General features: G+C 75.1%; 13 protein-coding genes. 9 read left to right on the top strand and 4 right to left on the bottom strand.

Features of this window, described 5'->3' with window-relative positions; all coding sequences use genetic code 11:
- Nucleotides 1-26 precede the first annotated feature (26 nt).
- Nucleotides 27-5,597, bottom strand: a complete 5,571-nt coding sequence (locus HOP40_RS01470) for an ATP-binding protein (protein ID WP_172154039.1) — start codon at nt 5,595-5,597, stop codon at nt 27-29.
- A 118-nt stretch (nt 5,598-5,715) separates the two neighbouring features.
- On the opposite strand from HOP40_RS01470, the gene HOP40_RS01465 reads away from it, so the two are divergent.
- Both HOP40_RS01465 and HOP40_RS01460 read left to right on the top strand, forming a co-directional pair.
- Nucleotides 5,716-6,576, top strand: coding sequence for an alpha/beta fold hydrolase (locus HOP40_RS01465; RefSeq protein WP_240157458.1), 861 nt, complete (start codon nt 5,716-5,718; stop codon nt 6,574-6,576).
- Nucleotides 6,577-6,579: 3 nt separating this feature from the next.
- Nucleotides 6,580-6,951 (top strand): VOC family protein, encoded by a 372-nt coding sequence (locus HOP40_RS01460; RefSeq protein WP_172154038.1) that lies wholly within the window; start codon nt 6,580-6,582, stop codon nt 6,949-6,951.
- Between the two features lie 3 nt (nt 6,952-6,954).
- Here HOP40_RS01460 and HOP40_RS01455 read toward each other — a convergent pair whose 3' ends face one another.
- Together HOP40_RS01455 and HOP40_RS01450 are read right to left on the bottom strand one after the other, a co-directional pair.
- Nucleotides 6,955-7,359 (bottom strand): SRPBCC family protein, encoded by a 405-nt coding sequence (locus HOP40_RS01455; protein WP_172154037.1) that lies wholly within the window; start codon nt 7,357-7,359, stop codon nt 6,955-6,957.
- Between the two features lie 50 nt (nt 7,360-7,409).
- Complete coding sequence (locus tag HOP40_RS01450) at nt 7,410-7,877, bottom strand: winged helix-turn-helix transcriptional regulator (RefSeq protein WP_172154036.1); 468 nt, start codon at nt 7,875-7,877, stop codon at nt 7,410-7,412.
- 63 nt (nt 7,878-7,940) lie between these two features.
- Between HOP40_RS01450 and HOP40_RS01445 the strand changes: the two genes are divergently transcribed.
- Both HOP40_RS01445 and HOP40_RS01440 read left to right on the top strand, forming a co-directional pair.
- The gene (locus tag HOP40_RS01445) at nt 7,941-9,335 is read left to right on the top strand and encodes a DHA2 family efflux MFS transporter permease subunit (RefSeq protein WP_172154035.1); all 1,395 of its coding nucleotides are present in this window, start codon (nt 7,941-7,943) and stop codon (nt 9,333-9,335) included.
- Nucleotides 9,332-9,856 carry a PaaI family thioesterase gene (locus HOP40_RS01440; RefSeq protein WP_172154034.1) on the top strand — a complete coding sequence of 175 codons (525 nt, stop codon included), beginning with the start codon at nt 9,332-9,334 and terminating at the stop codon, nt 9,854-9,856. The genes HOP40_RS01445 and HOP40_RS01440 overlap by 4 nt, the downstream gene beginning before the upstream one ends.
- A gap of 114 nt (nt 9,857-9,970) precedes the next feature.
- Here HOP40_RS01440 and HOP40_RS01435 read toward each other — a convergent pair whose 3' ends face one another.
- Nucleotides 9,971-11,380: an MFS transporter gene (locus tag HOP40_RS01435; protein ID WP_275691331.1), complete on the bottom strand. Its 1,410-nt coding sequence runs from the start codon at nt 11,378-11,380 to the stop codon at nt 9,971-9,973.
- A 64-nt stretch (nt 11,381-11,444) separates the two neighbouring features.
- Between HOP40_RS01435 and HOP40_RS01430 the strand changes: the two genes are divergently transcribed.
- From HOP40_RS01430 to HOP40_RS01410, 5 genes are all read left to right on the top strand, one after another.
- Nucleotides 11,445-11,831 carry a pyridoxamine 5'-phosphate oxidase family protein gene (locus tag HOP40_RS01430; RefSeq protein ID WP_172154033.1) on the top strand — a complete coding sequence of 129 codons (387 nt, stop codon included), beginning with the start codon at nt 11,445-11,447 and terminating at the stop codon, nt 11,829-11,831.
- 79 nt (nt 11,832-11,910) lie between these two features.
- On the top strand, nt 11,911-13,269 hold the full coding sequence (locus HOP40_RS01425) for an ATP-dependent 6-phosphofructokinase (protein ID WP_240157457.1): 1,359 nt from the start codon (nt 11,911-11,913) through the stop codon (nt 13,267-13,269).
- Between the two features lie 153 nt (nt 13,270-13,422).
- Nucleotides 13,423-14,211: an MBL fold metallo-hydrolase gene (locus HOP40_RS01420; RefSeq protein ID WP_172167667.1), complete on the top strand. Its 789-nt coding sequence runs from the start codon at nt 13,423-13,425 to the stop codon at nt 14,209-14,211.
- An 11-nt stretch (nt 14,212-14,222) separates the two neighbouring features.
- Nucleotides 14,223-14,807, top strand: coding sequence for a DedA family protein (locus HOP40_RS01415; RefSeq protein ID WP_172167664.1), 585 nt, complete (start codon nt 14,223-14,225; stop codon nt 14,805-14,807).
- Nucleotides 14,804-16,897: a phage holin family protein gene (locus tag HOP40_RS01410; protein WP_172154032.1), complete on the top strand. Its 2,094-nt coding sequence runs from the start codon at nt 14,804-14,806 to the stop codon at nt 16,895-16,897. Before HOP40_RS01415 ends, HOP40_RS01410 begins: the two co-directional genes overlap by 4 nt.
- The last annotated feature ends 273 nt before the right edge of the window (nt 16,898-17,170 follow it).

Genomic DNA, 17,170 nt, shown 5'->3' with positions numbered 1-17,170 from the left:
CCGGAGCACTCGTATCCACTCACGGGTCAGGCCTGCGCCAGCGCCCGCTCCATCCCCTTGCGCACCGCGGCGATGAGGTAGGGCCGCAGCTCAGGGCCCGGCACGATCTCGTCGATCGAGCCCACCCGCTTCGCCCGCTGCACGCTGTGCGCGGTGTCGAACTCGTCGGCCACCTGCCCCAGCTTCTCCGAGCGCACGCTGGGCCGCACCGCCGCCAGCTCCGCGGTGAGCCGCCCGGCCTCGGCGTCGTCGCCCGCCTGCTCGGCCTCGGCGATCCGGGCGACCAGCCCGGCCACCCGCGGATCGGCCGCCGTGCGCTTGTTGACCTCGCCCGCGAAGACGACCGCCGCGGCGGGCGCGCCGCCGATCACCGACGCGTAGGAGCCCTCGACGGCGGCGACCTGCATGTTGTCGTGCAGCGTCTTCGAGAACACGACGAACGCGCCGCCGTGGTAGCGCGACACCACGCAGAACACGATCGGCCCGTCGAAGTTGACGACGGCCCGCCCGATCTCCGCGCCGTTCTCCAGCTGCACCTCGCGCAGCGACTCCGGCGACCCGTCGAAGCCCGACAGGTTGGCCAGCACCACCAGCGGGCGGTTGCCGCTGGCCGCGTTGATCGCCCGCGCCGTCTTCTTCGACGACTTCGGGAACAGCGTGCCCGCCGTGAACGACGACGGCCCGTCGACGGGGATCCGCCCGCGCCGCGGCAGCGGCCGCGACTCGATCCCCAGCATCGCGACGGGCTGCCCGCCCAGGTGCGCGTCCATCACGACCACGCCCTCGGCGTCGATCATGTCGGCCCAGCGCTCCAGCGTCGGGTGGTCGGCGTCGGCGACCGAGGCCATGACCGAGCGGATGTCGAAGGGCTTCTTGCGCTCGGGGTTCGTGACCGAGGAGAAGATCTCGCCGACGGTCGTGAAGTCGCAGCCCGGCCCGCTGTGCGGCGACGGCGAGACGTCGCGGTCGACAGGGTCGGACGACGGCGCGGGCCGCGGGAACCGCTCACCCGGCGCGCGGTAGGTGTGCCCGTAGTGGGCCAGCAGGACGTCGACGGCGCCGGACAGGTCGGGCGCCCAGTACTGCGCCTGCCCGTTCGGGCCCATGATCCGGTCGTAGCCGCCGATGCCGAAGTTGTCCTCGGCGCTGACGCCGCCGGAGTAGTCGAGGCTCTGCTTCCCGGTGAGCACCATCGCGCTCTCCGGCGTCATCACCAGGATGCCCTTGGTGTGCATGAGCATCGTGGCCTCGGCGTTCCAGTACGGCTGGGCGCCGACGTTGATGCCGGTGACCACCACGTTGAGCTCGCCGCCGGCCTGCGTGAACTCGATGATCCCGCGCAGCACGCGGGAGATCCAGTCCATGTTCTCGGTGCCGGAGTCCATCGCGATCTTCGCGCCGGCCGACACCGCGAACCACTCGATCGGCGCGTCGAGGCGCCGCGCGAGCTCCAGCGCGGCCATCACGCGCGCGCACTCGGGCTCCGCCAGCGCGCCCAGGGCCTTCGTCGGGTCGCCGATCAGGACGACGCGCGTCATGCCCTCGGGGTAGCGCTCGGTCGGCGTGGTGATCGTGCCGAGCACGAGGTTGGCGGTGTTGCCGCCGGGCGGGCGCTCGACGACGACGGGCGAGCCGCCCTCGCCGAGGTCGTACTCCGTGAACACTCCCGGCCGGCCCCCGGGGTCGGGGTTGCGCAGCAGCATCGGCACGAGCTCGTAGGGGTAGACCGCGCCGCGGCGCCGCGCGCGGATCACCTTCTGCGCGTAGGCGTCGAGCTCGCGCATCGGCTCCGTGGGCGGGTCGGTGACCCGCACCGTGAGCCCGGCGCCGGGCGGGCGCGACAGGCGCAGCAGCTGCTCCGAGGGCTCCCCACCCGCCGGATCGGCCAGCCGGAACTGCACCATCACCTGCTCCAGCCCGAGCGCGTCGCTGCGTGGTGCGAGCAGGCGGACCAGCGAGTCGAGGTCGGCGAGCGGGAGGTCCGCGACCGGCCACACGTAGAGCAGGACGCGGTTCCACTCCAGCTTCGCGTCGGCGCGGCTGGCGGCGCGGGCCGAGCGCAGTGCGTCGAGGCAGGCGTCGAGGACGTGCTCGAGCTGCGGGATCGCGCGGATCGTGCCGTCGTCGGCGCGCTGCACGGTGACGTCGCGGACGTCGGACAGCGCGAGCAGGCGCACGTCGTCGGGCACGTTGCGGCCGACGGCGCGGAACAGGTGGACGTCGACGGGCGAGGGCAGCCGCGTGAGCGTGAAGTCGCCGAAGCGCCACAGGCCCAGCCGCTCGGCGACCATCGGGTGCAGCCCGCGCAGCGTGGTGTCCTCGACGGGCCGCCGGTCGGGCCCGGGACGGAAGGTGAACCACGCCGAGCGCTCGTCGCCCCGCGGACGCCGGACGGCGACGGCCACCTGCGCGAGCGGCTCGGGCAGCCGGCCCAGCAGCGCCAGGATCTTCTCCGCGGACCGCTCGGGGTCGGCGTCGGGCGCCTCGCCGGCGATCACGTAGAGGTCGAGCGCGACCTTCGATCCCGCCGGGACCTGCAGCAGCAGCCGCCGCAGGTCGCCCTGCACCGCCCGCGGGTCGGTGCCGGCCGGCGCGTCGGGGGAGGTGTAGACGGTGGTGGCGAGGACCGTGACCTCGCCGCCGTCGTGGGTGTAGGTCGCCGTCAGCAGGGGGCGCCCGCCGCGGTCGGAGACGGTGACGTCGCGCAGCGGCCGGATCCGGTAGTAGCGCCGGGTCATCACCTCGAGCATCGCGGCGTGGTGCTGCTCGCCGAACACGTCGAGGATCGGCTCCGCGGCGGCCACGATCCGCTCGATGCCCTCGGCCCGGGCGGGGTCGCCCGGCTCGGGCAGCACGTCGAGCTGCGCGCGCACCTGCTGCTGCCCGGCGGCCCGCTCGGCGGCGATCAGCGGGGCGTCGAAGCAGGTGTAGCGGACGCGCCGCGCCAGGCTGCCGACGACCGGGTGCCGCAGCTGGGTGGCCGTGACGAGCTGGTCGAGCGTGCGCAGGTACTCCTCGCGCGCGGACTCCGGCAGCGCGTCGGGGTGCGTGAGGCGCCACTGCAGCAGCGCGAGCACCACCGGCACGTGCGCCGAGGCGCGGCGGTGCGCGAGGAACATCCGGTAGAGCGCGCCGGACAGGGCGTCGGACTGCTCCAGGTCGGGCACGCCGTAGTGCGCCAGCGCCTGCCGCAGCCGGGCCTGGAACGACTCGGGCAGCCCCTCGGCCTCCGCGTCGCGCGAGCGGAGGTAGGCGTGCAGGTACTCCTGCGGGTTGCGCTCCTGCTCGCCGGTCGGCTCGCCGTCGACGGAGCCGCGGCGGTTGCGCGAGAGGGCGGCGAGGTCGGAGAAGATCCGCAGGACGGCGGTCTCGCCGGCCAGGACGGCCGGGTCGTCGGGCGCCAGCGCGTCGCGGGCGGCGGTGAGGCGGGCGAGCAGCGGGCGCGCGTCGCGGTCGTCGATGTCGAAGCCGAGGACGAGGTAGCGCAGCGAGTTCAGCGCGTCGGCGGCGTCGGTCGCGCTGTCGGACGGGCGCGCGTCGACGCCGGTGAGCGCCGAGAAGTCGACGCGCTGCCCGCCGGGGCCCGCCTCGGCGTCGGTGTCGGGCTGGAGGCGGACGAGCTTCGTGCCGCCCTCGACCTGCGTGTTCGCGTCGACGAGGATCTCCGCGACGCGGCCCGCGACCGGCGCGCGCAGCGCCGTCTCCAGCTTCATGCTCTCCACGACCGCGACGACGTCGCCGGCCTCGACCTCGTCGCCCGCGGACACCGGGATCGAGACGACCATCGCCGGGGCGGGCGCGCGGACGAGCCCGACCTCGCCGCCGGAGATCCGGTGCACGGCCCCGTCGACCTCGACGAGCACGTCCGGGTCCTGTGGCGCGGTGAGCACCGAGTAGGTCTGCCCGCCGACGGTGAGGCGGCGCTCGAAGCGGCTGGTGCGCTCGGTGTCGACGTCGAGCGCGGTGCCGTCGAGGAGGACCCGGTAGCGCGTGCCGCGCGCCTGGGCGACGTGCAGCCGGTAGGACTCGCCGCCCGCGCGGACGTCGACCTGGTACCAGGTCTCGTGCCCGACCTCGGGCCGCCCGCGCTCGGCGGAGGCGAACAGCCGCTCGCGCTGGCGGGCGACGTGCGCCTCCTGCGCCTCCACCGCCGTGGCGAGCAGGGCGACGTCGAGGCGCTGGGGCGGGGTGTAGCCCGCGGCCATGAGGCCGTCGAGCCAGGTGGTGTCGGTCTCGCCGGTGAGGACCTCCGGGCGGCCGAGCAGGTCGATGAGGAACGCCTTGTTCGTGGTGCCGCCCTCGATCACCGCGGCCGTCTGGCGCAGGGCGCGGCCGAGCCGGCCGCGGGCCTCCTCGCGGTCGCGGCCCCAGGCGATGATCTTGGCGATCATCGAGTCGTACTGCGGCGGGATGACGTCGCCCGCGGCCACGCCGGTGTCGACGCGGATGCCGGGGCCGCTGGGCAGGGCGAGGTGGTCGATCCGCCCCGGTGCGGGCGCGAAGCCGTTCTCCGGGTCCTCCGCGGTGAGCCGGGCCTCGATGGCGTGCCCGCGCGCGGGCGGCGCCTCCGGGGCGATGTCGACGAGCTTCCCGCCCATCGCGACGTGCAGCTGCAGCTTGACGATGTCGACGCCGGTGGTCACCTCCGTGACGGGGTGCTCCACCTGCAGCCGGGTGTTGACCTCCAGGAACGACAGCAGCCGCTCCTTGGGCTCGTAAAGGAACTCGACGGTGCCCGCGTTGACGTAGCCCGCGGCCTTCGCCAGCGCCGCCGCGGAGTCGCGCAGCAGCTGCTCCTGCTCGGCGTCGAGCGCCGTGGACGCGGACTCCTCCAGCACCTTCTGGTTGCGCCGCTGCACCGAGCAGTCGCGGACGCCGAGCGTCCACACGTCACCGGTGGCGTCGGCGACGACCTGCACCTCGACGTGGCGCCCGCCGGAGATCGCGCGCTCCAGGAACACGGTGGCGTCGCCCGCGGTCTTCGCGGCCTCCGACCCCGCGCGCTCGAACGCCTCGGCCAGCTCCTCGGGCGCGTTGACCTTGCGGATGCCGCGCCCGCCGCCGCCCGCCGTGGCCTTGACCATCAGCGGGTAGCCGATGGTCTCCGCGTGCCGGCGCGCGTCCTCGACGTCGGCGACGGGCCCGCCGCTCCACGCCGCCAGCGGGACGCCCACCTCCTCGGCCAGCTTCTTCGCGGCGATCTTGTCGCCGAGGCGCTCCATCACCTGCGCCGAGGGGCCGATGAACACGATCCCCAGGTCGGCGCACAGCTGCGCGAACTCGGCGCGCTCGGAGACGAAGCCCCAGCCGGGCCACACGGCCTCGGCGCGGCACTCCTTGAGCGCGCGCTCGAGCTCGGCGTAGTCGAGGTAGGGGTTGGTGCCGGTGAACGCCTGGTCCGGGTCGTCGGAACCGATGAGGACCGACTCGTCCGCCTCGCGCACGAACATCGCGGCCCGGTCGACCGCGGTGTAGAACGCGATCGTCCGCAAGGGCACGCGGTCGGGCTGGGCGTTCCACTCCCGCACGGCATGGATCAACCGCATGGCGGGCTCGCCGCGGTTGACGATCGCGATGCGCTGGAACGCCTGGTTCATCTCGCTCCCCTCGTCCGGTGCGCCGGGGTCACCGGCCGGGACCCACCCAAGCCGACCCGGCGGGGGCGGCACAACCTGCGGCCGGGGGAACCGAGGTGAAACCCGCCATGATGGGCGCGTGACGGTACGAACGACGGCGGTACGCATCCCGGTGGGCACGCTCGACGTCCGCGAGGCCGGCCCGCCCGACGGCCCGCCGGTCCTGCTGCTGCACGGCTTCCCGCAGGGACCGGAGTCCTGGGACGAGGTGGTCCCCGCGCTGCACGACGCCGGCTACCGCACGATCGCGCCCGAGCAGCGCGGCTACGCGGCCGGTGCGCGGCCGTCCGGGCGCGGCGCCTACCGGGTCGCCGACCTGACCTCCGACGCGCTCGTGGTGATCGCCGAGCGCGCGGGCGGCCGCGCGCACGTCGTCGGCCACGACTGGGGCGCGGCGGTCGCGTGGCGGCTCGCGAGCCGGTACCCCGACGCCGTGCGCTCGCTCACCGCGGTCTCGGTGCCGCCCGCCGCGGCCTACGCGCGCTCGCTCGTGACGACCCGGCAGGTGCTCGCGTCCTGGTACGTCGGGGCGTTCCAGCTGCCGTGGGTGCCTGAGCGGCTGCTGCGCCCCGACGACCGGGGCTGGTCGCCGGTGCTGGAGGGGGCGCTGCGCCGTACCGGTCAGACGCCCGAGCGCGCCCGCCGCGACGCGCAGCGGATGGCGCAGCCGGGCGCGCTCACCGCCGCGCTCAACTGGTACCGGGGCATCGCCGTCGGCGACCTGCGCGAGGGCGACCCGCCCGTCACCGTGCCCACGCTGTTCGTGTGGAGCGACGGCGACACGGCGATCACCCGGCAGGGCATCGAGCTCACGCACCGCCACGTCACCGCGCCCTACACCTACGCGGAGCTGCGCGGGGTCAGCCACTGGGTCCCCGAGGAGGCGCCCGACGAGCTCGCCGCGCGCCTGCTCGACCACCTCGCCGCGCACCCGGGCTGACGCGTGGAGATCCTCTCGTCGCGCGTCCTGCTGCGCCCCGCCGACCACGACGTCACGCTCGCCTTCTACCGCGACGTCCTGGGCCTCGCGATCGCCCGCGAGTTCCCCGGCGGCACGGTGTTCTTCGCGGGCAACGGGTTCGTCGAGGTGTCGGGCGCGCGGGAGCCGGGGGAGCGCACCGGCGTGGCCCTGTGGCTGCAGGTCCGCGACCTCGACGCGGCCGCCGCCGAGCTCGCCGCGCACGTCGTGCGGGAGCCGCGGACGGAGCCGTGGGGCCTGCGCGAGATGTGGCTGGCCGACCCCGACGGCGTCCGCATCGTGCTCGTCGAGGTGCCGCCGGACCACCCGATCCGGCGCGACGTGCGGCACGAGTGACGCCTACGGCGCGGCGGGGTCGGCGCCCTGCTCGACGTTGCGCTTGATCGCGTCGAGGGTCTCCTCGAGCCCGCGCTCGATCCGGTCGTCCTCGACGTGCTCGGTGTGCAGGCGCACGGTGACCTGCGAGCCGGAGGCGGCGCCGGTGACCTCGAGCTCGCCGCTGTAGTCGTGCGGGCCGGGGGCGCCCCAGCGGATGGTGCGCGACTCCTCCTCGGCGGTGAACCAGGCGTCGCCCTCGCGCTCGGTGCCCTCCACCTCCGCGACGGTGTGCACCTTCTCGCCGCCCGCGGGCTCGGCCGACCGCATCGCGGCGAAGTAGTGCGGGAGGTTCTCGACGTCGGAGAGGTAGTCGAACAGGACGCCGGGCTCGGCCTCGACGGTCGCGCTGCGTTCGTAGTCACCCATGGTGGCGGGCGTACCCCGCGCCCGTGCGCGCCAACCGGAGCGCCCTGCCGTCACCCCGCCCGCAGGGCCGGTTCGAGCGCGACGGTGTGCAGGCGGGTCCCGGACTCCACCAGGTGGCCCTCGGCGCAGCGCACCTCGACGTGCACCGGCGCGCCGCACCCGGCGTGCTCGACGCGCATCGGCGGGCCGTCGGAGCCGGCCAGGTGGCGGTCGCCGTAGTCGATCATCGCGAGCAGCAGGGGGCGCAGGTCGCGGCCCGCCGGGGTGAGCCGGTACTCGTGGCGCTCGCGGCGGCCGGGCTCGCGGTAGGGCACCTTCTCGACGAGGCCGTGCTCGGTGAGCGTGGACAGCCGCCGGGTGAGCACGTTGCGCGCGATGCCGAGGTGGGTCGTCAGGTCGTCGAAGCGGCGGATGCCGTTGAACAGGTCGCGCAGCACGAGGACGGTCCACGCGTCGCCCACCAGCGCCGCGGTCCGGGCCACGGAGCAGCGGCCGCTGGGCAGCTCCCTGAAGTCCATGCGGCCAGGGTATCCCGCGGATGGGTTGCGCGCGAGGACGCAGCGTGCTTGTCTGCGTCCACCATGAGAACTCAGCGGCCCGCCCTCGTGCTCACGGTGACGTCGCTCGCGGCCTTCCTGGTCTTCCTCGACGTCACGATCGTCAACATCGCCTTCCCCGACGTCCGGGAGACCTGGCCCGAGACGTCGCTGGCCGACCTCTCGTGGGTCTTCACGGCCTACAACGTCGTGTTCGCGGCGCTGCTCATCCCCGCCGGCCGGCTGGCCGACGCCCGGGGCAGGCGCCGCATCTTCGGCGTCGGGCTGGTGCTGTTCGGGCTGGCCTCGCTGGCCTGCGCGGTGGCGCCGACGGCGGGCGCGCTCATCGCCGCGCGCGCGGCGCAGGCCGTCGCCGCCGCGCTGCTCGCGCCCGCCTCGCTCGCGCTGCTGCTCCCGGCGTTCCCGCCGGAGCGGCGCGGCGCGGCCGTCGGGCTGTGGGGCGCCACCGGCGCGATCGCCGCGGCCACCGGCCCGGCGCTGGGCGGCGTGCTCGTCGACGCCTTCGGCTGGCGCGCGGTGTTCTTCGTCAACCTGCCGGTCGTCCTGCTGACGCTCGTCGCCTCGCGGTTCGTGCTCGTCGAGTCGCGCGACCCCGACGCGCGCCTGCCCGACCTCGTCTCGGTCGTGCTGCTCGGGACCGGCGTCGCCGCGGTGTCGCTGGGGATCGTGCGCGGGGAGGACGGCGGCTGGGGCGACGCGGTGTGGCCGCTGGTCGCCGGCGCCGTGCTGCTGGTGCTGTTCGGCGTCCGCAGCGCCCGCGTCGCGCGCCCTCTCGTGGAGCCCGCGCTGTTCCGGCTGCGCAGCTTCGCCGGCTCGATCGCGGGCTACCTCGTGTTCTCCGGGGGCTTCTACGCCCTGCTGCTGTCCAACATCCTGTTCCTCACCGGGGTCTGGGGGTACGACGTCCTCACGGCCGGGCTCGCCGTCACGCCCGGGCCGCTGATGGCCGCGGTGGCGTCGTCGGTGGGCGGGCGGCTCACCGACCGGTTCGGCGCCGGCGCGTCGGTCGTCGCCGGGGGGCTGCTGTTCACGGCGGGCTGCGTGCTGTTCGCGGTCGCCGTCGGGCCCGACCCGGCGTGGCTCACCGTGTTCCTGCCCGGGCAGCTGCTCACCGGCCTCGGCGTCGGCGCCGTCTACGCCGGGCTCGGCACGGCGGCGGTGTCGGAGCTGCCGCCCACGCGCTTCGCCACGGGCAGCGCCGTCGGCACCTGCGCCCGCCAGATCGGCGCCGTCCTCGGCATCGCGCTGCTGCTGTCCGGGCTGGCCGCGGCGGGCTCGTCGTTCGAGGCGTTCCGCACGTCCTGGATCGCCATGGCCGCGGGTGGGATCGTCACGGTCCTGTGCGGGGTCGTCGTCGGCGCCGCCCGGGCCCGCTCCGCCCCCGCACCCACACCCGTTCCCCTGGAGGAGCCGGCATGACCGCCGCCCCGACCCCGACACCCCCGACCGCCGTGCGCGAGCGCACGCACCGCTGGGAGGACCCGATGGCGACCGCAGCCGCAGCGGAGGGCGTCGACGGGCTCACGTTCCTGCGCCGGGTCCTCGCGGGGGAGGTCCCGCTCGCACCCATCGGCTCGACGCTCGGCATGGCGCTGCTGGAGGTCGAGGAGGGGCGCGTGGTGTTCGGGCTGGAGCCCGCGGAGTACCACTTCAACCCGCTCGGCTCGGTCCACGGCGGGGTGTACGCGACCATGCTCGACTCGGCCACGGGCTGCGCGGTGCACTCCGCCCTGCCGGCCGGCGTCGGCTACACGAGCCTGGACCTCAGCGTGAAGTTCCTGCGCGGCCTGGGCGAGGGCTCCGGGCCGGTGCGGTGCGAGGGCCTGGTCGTGCACCTGGGTGGGCGGACGGCGCTGGCGGAGGCCCGGCTGTACGACGGCAAGGACCGGCTGTGCGCCCACGCGACGAGCAGCTGCATGATCTTCCGCCCGCCCACCTGACGCCCTCCACACGCCGGCGAGTTCGCCCCTCCGCCGCGCGAGTTCGCCGCTGGTGCCCGGCGAGTTCGCCCCTCCGCGGCGGGAGTTCGCCGCTGGTGCCCGGCGAGAGGCCCGTCAGGCCGCCGCCGCGCTCATCCTCGGCGCCGAGGTGGGGTGCGGGGCGCGCGGCGTCAGCGCCGAGATCACCGCCGCCGCCGTCGCCGCCCCCGCCGCCGCCAGGAAGACCACCGTGTACGCCGTGGCCGCCGGCAGCACCGTCCCACCGACCGTGATGGTCAGGCCGCTCGCCACGGCCGCCACCACCGCGCTGCACGACGACGTGCCGAGCATGCGCATCAGGGTGTTGAGGCTGTTGGCGGCGGCGGTCTCGGTCGGCGGCACCGCGTCCATGATCAGCAGCGGGAGCGCGGAGTAGGACAGCGCCGCGCCGATGGCGGTGACCGTCGCCGCCGCCATCACCAGGGCGATCGAGCCGGGCAGCGCGGCCATCGACAGGTTGCCGGCGATCAGCACGACCGTGCCGGCGGTGAGCGTCGCCCGCGGGCCGAACCGCGCCGACAGCCGGGCGGAGACGGGGGAGAACACCGCCATCGCCCCGCCGATCGGCAGCAGGACGAGCCCGGCCGTGATCAGCGAGAAGCCGAACCCGTAGCCCGACTCCACCGGCGCCTGCAGCAGCTGCGTCGTGACCAGGAACTGCGCGAACATCGCGAAGCCGATGAGGATCGAGCCGAGGTTCGTCCACAGGACGGCGGGGCGGGCCGTGGTGCGCAGGTCGACCAGCGGCGACGCCGACCGCAGCTCCATCCGCCCCCACGCGACGAACAGCACGACGGCGGCCACGAGCAGGCCGAGCACGACCGGGCTGCCCCAGCCCCAGTCACTGCCCTTGGAGATCGCGAGCAGCAGGCAGACGAGCGCGGCGGACAGGCCCAGCGCGCCGGGGAGGTCGAAGCGCCCGCCCGACCGCGACGGCGACTCCGCGACGACCCGGCGCACCAGCAGGAACTGCGCCGCCCCGAGCACCGCGGCGCCGACGAACAGCCACCGCCAGCTCGTCTGCTGCGCGACGAAGCCGGTGAGCGGCAACCCGATCGCCCCGCCGATGCCCAGCGACGAGCTCATCAGTGCGACGCCGCTGCCGACGCGCTCGGCGGGCAGCAGGTCGCGCATGATGCTGATCCCCAGCGCCACGACGCCCAGCGACGCGCCCTGCAGCACCCGCGCCACGAGCAGCACCTCGATGCCCGGCGCCACGGCCCCCAGCGCCGACCCGACGGTGACGGACCCGAGCGCGACCAGCAGCATCCGCCGCTTGCCGTACATGTCGCCCAGCCGCCCGAGCACCGGCGCGCACACCGCACCGGCGACGAGCGTGGCGGTGACCAGCCAGGTGACGGTCGACGTCGACGCGCCCAGCAGGCGCGGGAACTGCGGCAGGAGGGGGACGACGAGGGTCTGCATCAGCGACACGGCCAGGCCGCAGGACGCGAGCACGCCGATCACGACGGCTGGACGGGACACTGGAGACGCCACCCCATCAGGTGAACAGAAATGGTTGGCAATGGCAAGTTGATAGCGTCCGTCCGTGCGCACTCTCACCGACGTCTCCGACGGGTTCCGCGAGTTCTGGACCGAACGCCACCTCTGCACGCTCGTCACGCTGCGCGCCGACGGCAGCCCGCACGTCGTGCCGGTGGGGGTCACGCTCGACGTCGAGGCGGGCATCGCGCGGGTGATCTGCCGCGGCGGTTCGGCCAAGGCCCGCAACGCCGCCGAGCGCGGTACGGCGATCGTGTCGCAGGTCGACGGCGGGCGCTGGTCGACGCTGGAGGGCACCGCGGTGGTGCGGACCGACCGGGAGTCGGTCGGCGACGCCGAGCGCCGCTACGCGCAGCGCTACCGCGTGCCGCGGGAGAACCCGGAGCGGGTCGTCATCGAGATCGCGGTCAGCCGGGTGATGGGGTTGAGCTGACGGGGTGCCGCACGGCACACTGAACCGGTCAAGACCGGCTCGTCGGCGCGCCGGACCCTGCCCTGAGGAGGAGCGCGCCGTGAGCGAGCCCGCCCGTGTCGTCAGCCTGCCGCGCAGCGCGTCGCCGTCGCCCGACCTGACGATCTCGACCCTCGGTCCGGCGCGCATCGCGTCCCCGCTGGCCGAGCTGCTCGACAACAGCCGCACCAGCGAGCACTACGTCGACGAGGACGACAAGGTCCTGCTCGACGACACCCTCGCCGGCATCACCTCGCGCGGCGTCCCGGCGTCGGAGCTGCCGGGCATGGAGCCGTGCGGGCCGCGGCGCAGGATCTTCTTCGACCCCGCGAAGACGCGGGCGGCCGTCGTCACCTGCGGGGGCCTGTGCCCGGGGCTCAACGACGTGATCGCGGGGCTCGTCCGCACGCTGACCTACCACTACCGCGTGCGCCGCGTCATCGGCATCCGCAACGGCTACCAGGGCTTCGTCCCCTCCTACGGCCACGACGTCGTCGACCTGACGCCCGAGTCCGTGCGCGACATCGCCACCGACGGCGGCACGGTGCTGGGCACCTCGCGCGGCCACCAGGACCCCGACGAGATCGTCGACTGCCTGGAGCGGCTGCACGTCAACGTCCTGTTCGTCGTCGGCGGCGACGGCTCGATGCGCGGGGCCATGCGGATCGCCGCCACCGTCGCCGAGCGCGGCCTGATGATCGCCGTCGTCGGCATCCCGAAGACGATCGACAACGACATCCCCTACATCGACCAGAGCTTCGGCTTCCAGACCGCCTTCTCCCACGCGAGCGACGCCATCCGCGCCGCGCGCGTCGAGGCGACCTCCACCGCCAACGGCATCGGCCTCGTCAAGCTCATGGGCCGCCACTCCGGCTTCATCGCCAGCTACGCCGCGCTCGCCCGCAGCGGTGCCGACGTCGTCCTCATCCCGGAGGTGCCGTTCGGCCTCGAGGGCGAGGGCGGCCTGCTGGCGCACCTGCGCCGGCGGGTGGAGGAGCGCGGGCACGCCGTCGTCGTGGTGGCGGAGGGCGCGGGGCAGGAACTGCTGGGCCACGATCCCGACGCCGACGCCTCCGGCAACGCGCGCCTCGGCGACATCGGGCCCTACCTGCGCCGCCGCATCGGCGACCACTTCGCCGACGCCGGCATCGAGACCTCCATCCGCTACATCGACCCGAGCTACGCCATCCGCAGCGTCCCCGCCAACCCCTACGACTCCGTCTACTGCGTGCGCCTCTCGCAGGCCGCCGTGCACGCCGCGATGAGCGGGCGCACGGAGATGGTGGTGGGCCGCTACCGGCGCCGGTTCGTGCACGTGCCGATGGCGGCCGCGGTGAGCAGGCGCAACCAGGTCGACCCGCACGGCGACCTGTGGATGGCGGTGCTGGAGTCGACCGGGCAGCCGGTGACCTTCGCCTGAGCACGGCCGGACGACTCGCCGGGGGTACGCGGCGAACTCGCCGGGGGTACGCGGCGAACTCGCCGGGGGTACGCGGCGAACTCGCCGGGGGTGGAGACCGGTCGGGTGCGAGTCGATCGTGGACGCCCCGGCAGCGATACTGATCCCGTGCAGATGCGTTTCCTCGGCCACTCCACCGTCCGGTTGGAGCTGGCCGGGCGGGTGGTGCTGACCGACCCGGTCCTGACCGGGCGGGTCGGGCCGCTGCGCCGCACCGCAGCGCCCGTCGCCCCGGCCGACCACGCGGGCGTCGACCTCGTCCTGCTCTCCCACCTGCACGCCGACCACCTGCACCTGCCCTCGCTGCGCCGCCTCACCGGGGCGACGGTCGTCGTGCCGCGCGGGGCGGGGGAGTGGTTGCGGGGCAAGGGGATCCGCGGCGTCGAGGAGCTGGGGATCGGCGAGGAGCTGGTCGATGGCGGCCTGCGCGTCACCGGCGTCGAGGCCGCGCACAGCGGCCACCGCTGGGGCCCGCGCTCCACCCGCGGCCCGCAGGCGCGCGCGATGGGGCACCTCGTCGAGGCCGACGGGCTCACCGTCTACGTCTCCGGCGACACCGACCTCTTCGACGGCATGGCCGACCTCCCGCGTCCCGACGTCGCGCTGCTGCCGGTCTGGGGCTGGGGGCCCTCGCTCGGCCCCGGGCACCTCGACCCGGCGCGCGCCGCGGAGGCCGTCGCACTGCTGCGCCCGCGCGTCGCGGTGCCGGTGCACTGGGGCACGCTCGCGCCGGCCGGGCTGACCCGCGCCCCGGGTGCCCGCGGCGAGAAGATGCGCCGGCTGCTGGTGGAGCCGCCGCGCGAGTTCGCCGCCGCCGTCGCCGCGTCCGGCGCCGGCACGCACGTGGCGCTGACCGAGCCGGGCGAGCGGGTCGCGCTGCCGCCGCTGCCGGTGCAGCGGTGACCGTCCTCGGGATCGACTGGACCGACCCCACGGCGCTGGGCTACCCCGTCGTGTTCGGCGGCGTGCTGCTCGGCTCGATCGTGCCGGTCGTCCCGACGGGGGCGGTGGTCGGCGCGGCCGCCGCGATCGCCGTGACGACCGGGCGGCTGTCGCTGGTGCTGGTGCTGCTGCTGTCCGTCGCGGGGGCGCTGATCGGCGACCTCGTGACGTTCGCGCTGGCCCGCGCGGGCGGCGCGGCGGCGAAGCGGTGGCTGGCGCGCGGGCAGTCGCAGGACCGCCTCGACGCCGTCCGCGGGCAGTTCGCGACGCGCGGCGGGCTGCTCGTCGTCGTCGGGCGCCTGCTCCCCGCGGGCCGCATCCCGGTGCTGCTCGCCGCCGGAGCGCTGGACTACCCGTGGCGGCGCCTGGTGCCCGCGGCGCTGCTGGCGTGCGTGCTGTGGGCCGCCGCGTACGCGGTGCTCGGCGTCGTCAGCGGCGGTCTGTTCGACTCGCCCGTGGTGGCCACCCTCGTGGCCACCGGGCTGGTGTTCGCCGTGGCCGGGGTGAGCGCCCTGGTGTCGCGGCTGCGGTCGGACGCGAGGAAGGCCCGCGCATGAGTCCTCCCGAGGGCGCCGGACGCGTGGTGCGCGGCGGCCGCGTGCTGCTGCGGGTGATCGCCGTCTGGGTGCTGACGACGGGTGCGCTCAACCTGCTCGACGGGCTGCTGGTCGGCTTCGAGATGACGAGCTGGTGGCAGCCGACGGTGCTCGCGCTGGCGCTCGGCGTGCTCAGCGCGGTGGTGTGGCCGCTGATCCTGCGGGTCGCGCTGCCGGTCGCGCTGTTCACCCTCGGCGTCGCGTCCTACCTGGTGATCGGCGCCGCGCTGCTGCTGCTGTCGTTCGCGATCCCGGGCGTCACGATCGTCAACTTGTCGACGGCGGTCGGCGTCGCGATGGTCATGTCGGTGGTCGGCGCTCTCGTGTCGGGCCTGCTCGCGATCGACGAGGACGAGATCTTCTTCCGGCGCGCCGCCCGCCGTCCCGGCGCCACCTCCGACACCGACGACCGGCCGCCCGGCGTGCTGTTCCTGCAGGTCGACGGCCTGGGTCACGACACGCTGCGGCGCGCGCTGCGCAGCGGGGAGATGCCGGTGTTCTCGCGCTGGCTCGCCGAGGGCAGCCACCGCCTGACGCACTGGAACACCGACTGGAGCTCCCAGACCGGGGCGAGCGTCTGCGGGATCCTGCACGGCGACTCGTCGGGCATCCTGGGCTTCCGGTGGTACGAGAAGCCCGGCGACCACGTCATGGCGTGCTCCAACCCCGAGGACGCCGCGGAGATCGAGCGCCGCGCGTCCGACGGGCGCGGGCTGCTCGCCGTCGACGGGGCCGGGCACGGCAACCTGTTCACCGGCGACGCCCCCTACGTCAGCCTGACGATGAGCGCGGTGCCGGTGCTGAGCGGGCGGGGCAGGCGCGGGCGCCACCACGTCGCCTCCGGGTACGGGTACTTCGCCTACTTCGCGAGCCCGGTCAACGCGCTGCGCACGCTCGGCGGGGCGGTCGCGGAGATCGTCCGCGAGCTGCGGGCGTCGATCACGCAGCGGCAGCGGCGGGTGTTCCCGCGCGTGCACCGCGGGCTGTGGTTCCCGTTCGTGCGCGCCGGCACGAACGTCATCGCCCGCGACGTCGTCGTCTCGGCGATCATCGAGGACATGTTCGACGGCCGGGCCTGCGTGTACGCCGACTTCCTGGGCTACGACGAGGTCTCGCACTACTCCGGCGTCGAGCGCTGGGACTCCCTCGCGGTGCTGCGCGACATCGACCAGCACATCGGGCGCCTGCACCGGGCCACGCAGCTCGCGCCGCGGCGCTACCTCGTGGTGTGCCTGTCCGACCACGGCCAGACGCAGGGCTGGGCGTTCGCCGACCGCTTCGGCGAGTCGGTCGAGGAGCTGGTCGGGCGCCTGTGCGGCGCGCCGGACACCACCCACGGCGCCACCGGTCGCTCGGAGAAGGGCTGGCAGGCGGGCACGGTCCTCGCGGAGGCGTCGGGGCGCGGGTTCGTCGCCAACCGGCTCCGCGAGCGGGTGGAGCGCGTCCGCGCCGAGGAGCCGGCGCCGCACGTCGCGCAGGACGAGCGGGTTCCGCGCGTCGCGCCGGGCGTCGTCGCCGTGGCGTCCGGGCACATGGCGATGGTGTCGTTCACCGACCACGAGGGCCGGGTGGAGCTGGAGACGATCGAGCGCGAGTTCCCCGACCTGCTGCCCGGCCTCGTCGACCACCCCGGTATCGGGTTCCTGCTCGTCCGCAGCGCGGAGTTCGGGCCGGTCGTGCTGGGCCGCGACGGGCTGCACCGCCTCGCCACCGGCGTCGTCCTCGGCGAGGACCCGCTCGCGGGCTACGGCCCGCACGCCGCCGACCTCGTCCGCCGGGTCGACACCTTCGACAACTGCGCCGACCTGATGATCAACAGCCGCTACGACCCCGCCACCGAGGAGGCTCCGCCGTTCGAGCCGCACGTCGGCAGCCACGGCGGGCTCGGCGGCGCGCAGTCGCGCGGCTTCCTGCTGCACCCGGCGGTGCTGCCGGCGCCCGACCACGAGATCGTCGGCGCGGGCGACCTGCACCGCGTGCTGCGCGGCTGGCTCACCCACCTCGGGCACCCCGTTCCCGACGCCGTCCGGCCGGCGGAAGTGACGGGCTGAACCCTTTTCCGCGTATTGCCGGGAACGGTGCGGCGTCGATAGGGTCGACGCCATGACTGCCGGGTCGGCCTCGCGCCGCTCACGAGACGGGCACCCGGCCAGGGCGTGACCGCCCGGCGGGCCCGTGGCCCGCCCCACCGCTCTGAACACCCTCCTCCACCTGCGGATCCTCCGTGTCCGCGGGCTCCTCGCCGCCGGCCCTGTCCGGCCGTGCGTCCCCTCCCCACTGCCCTCCACCGCCGCGGCACGCCCACCGCCCCGGCGGCACCTCGT

It is taken from the genome of Pseudonocardia broussonetiae (assembly GCF_013155125.1).
Lineage (GTDB): Bacteria > Actinomycetota > Actinomycetes > Mycobacteriales > Pseudonocardiaceae > Pseudonocardia > Pseudonocardia broussonetiae.
Note: the sequence above shows the minus strand (reverse complement) of the source record. Positions and strands in the feature narration are given on the sequence as shown.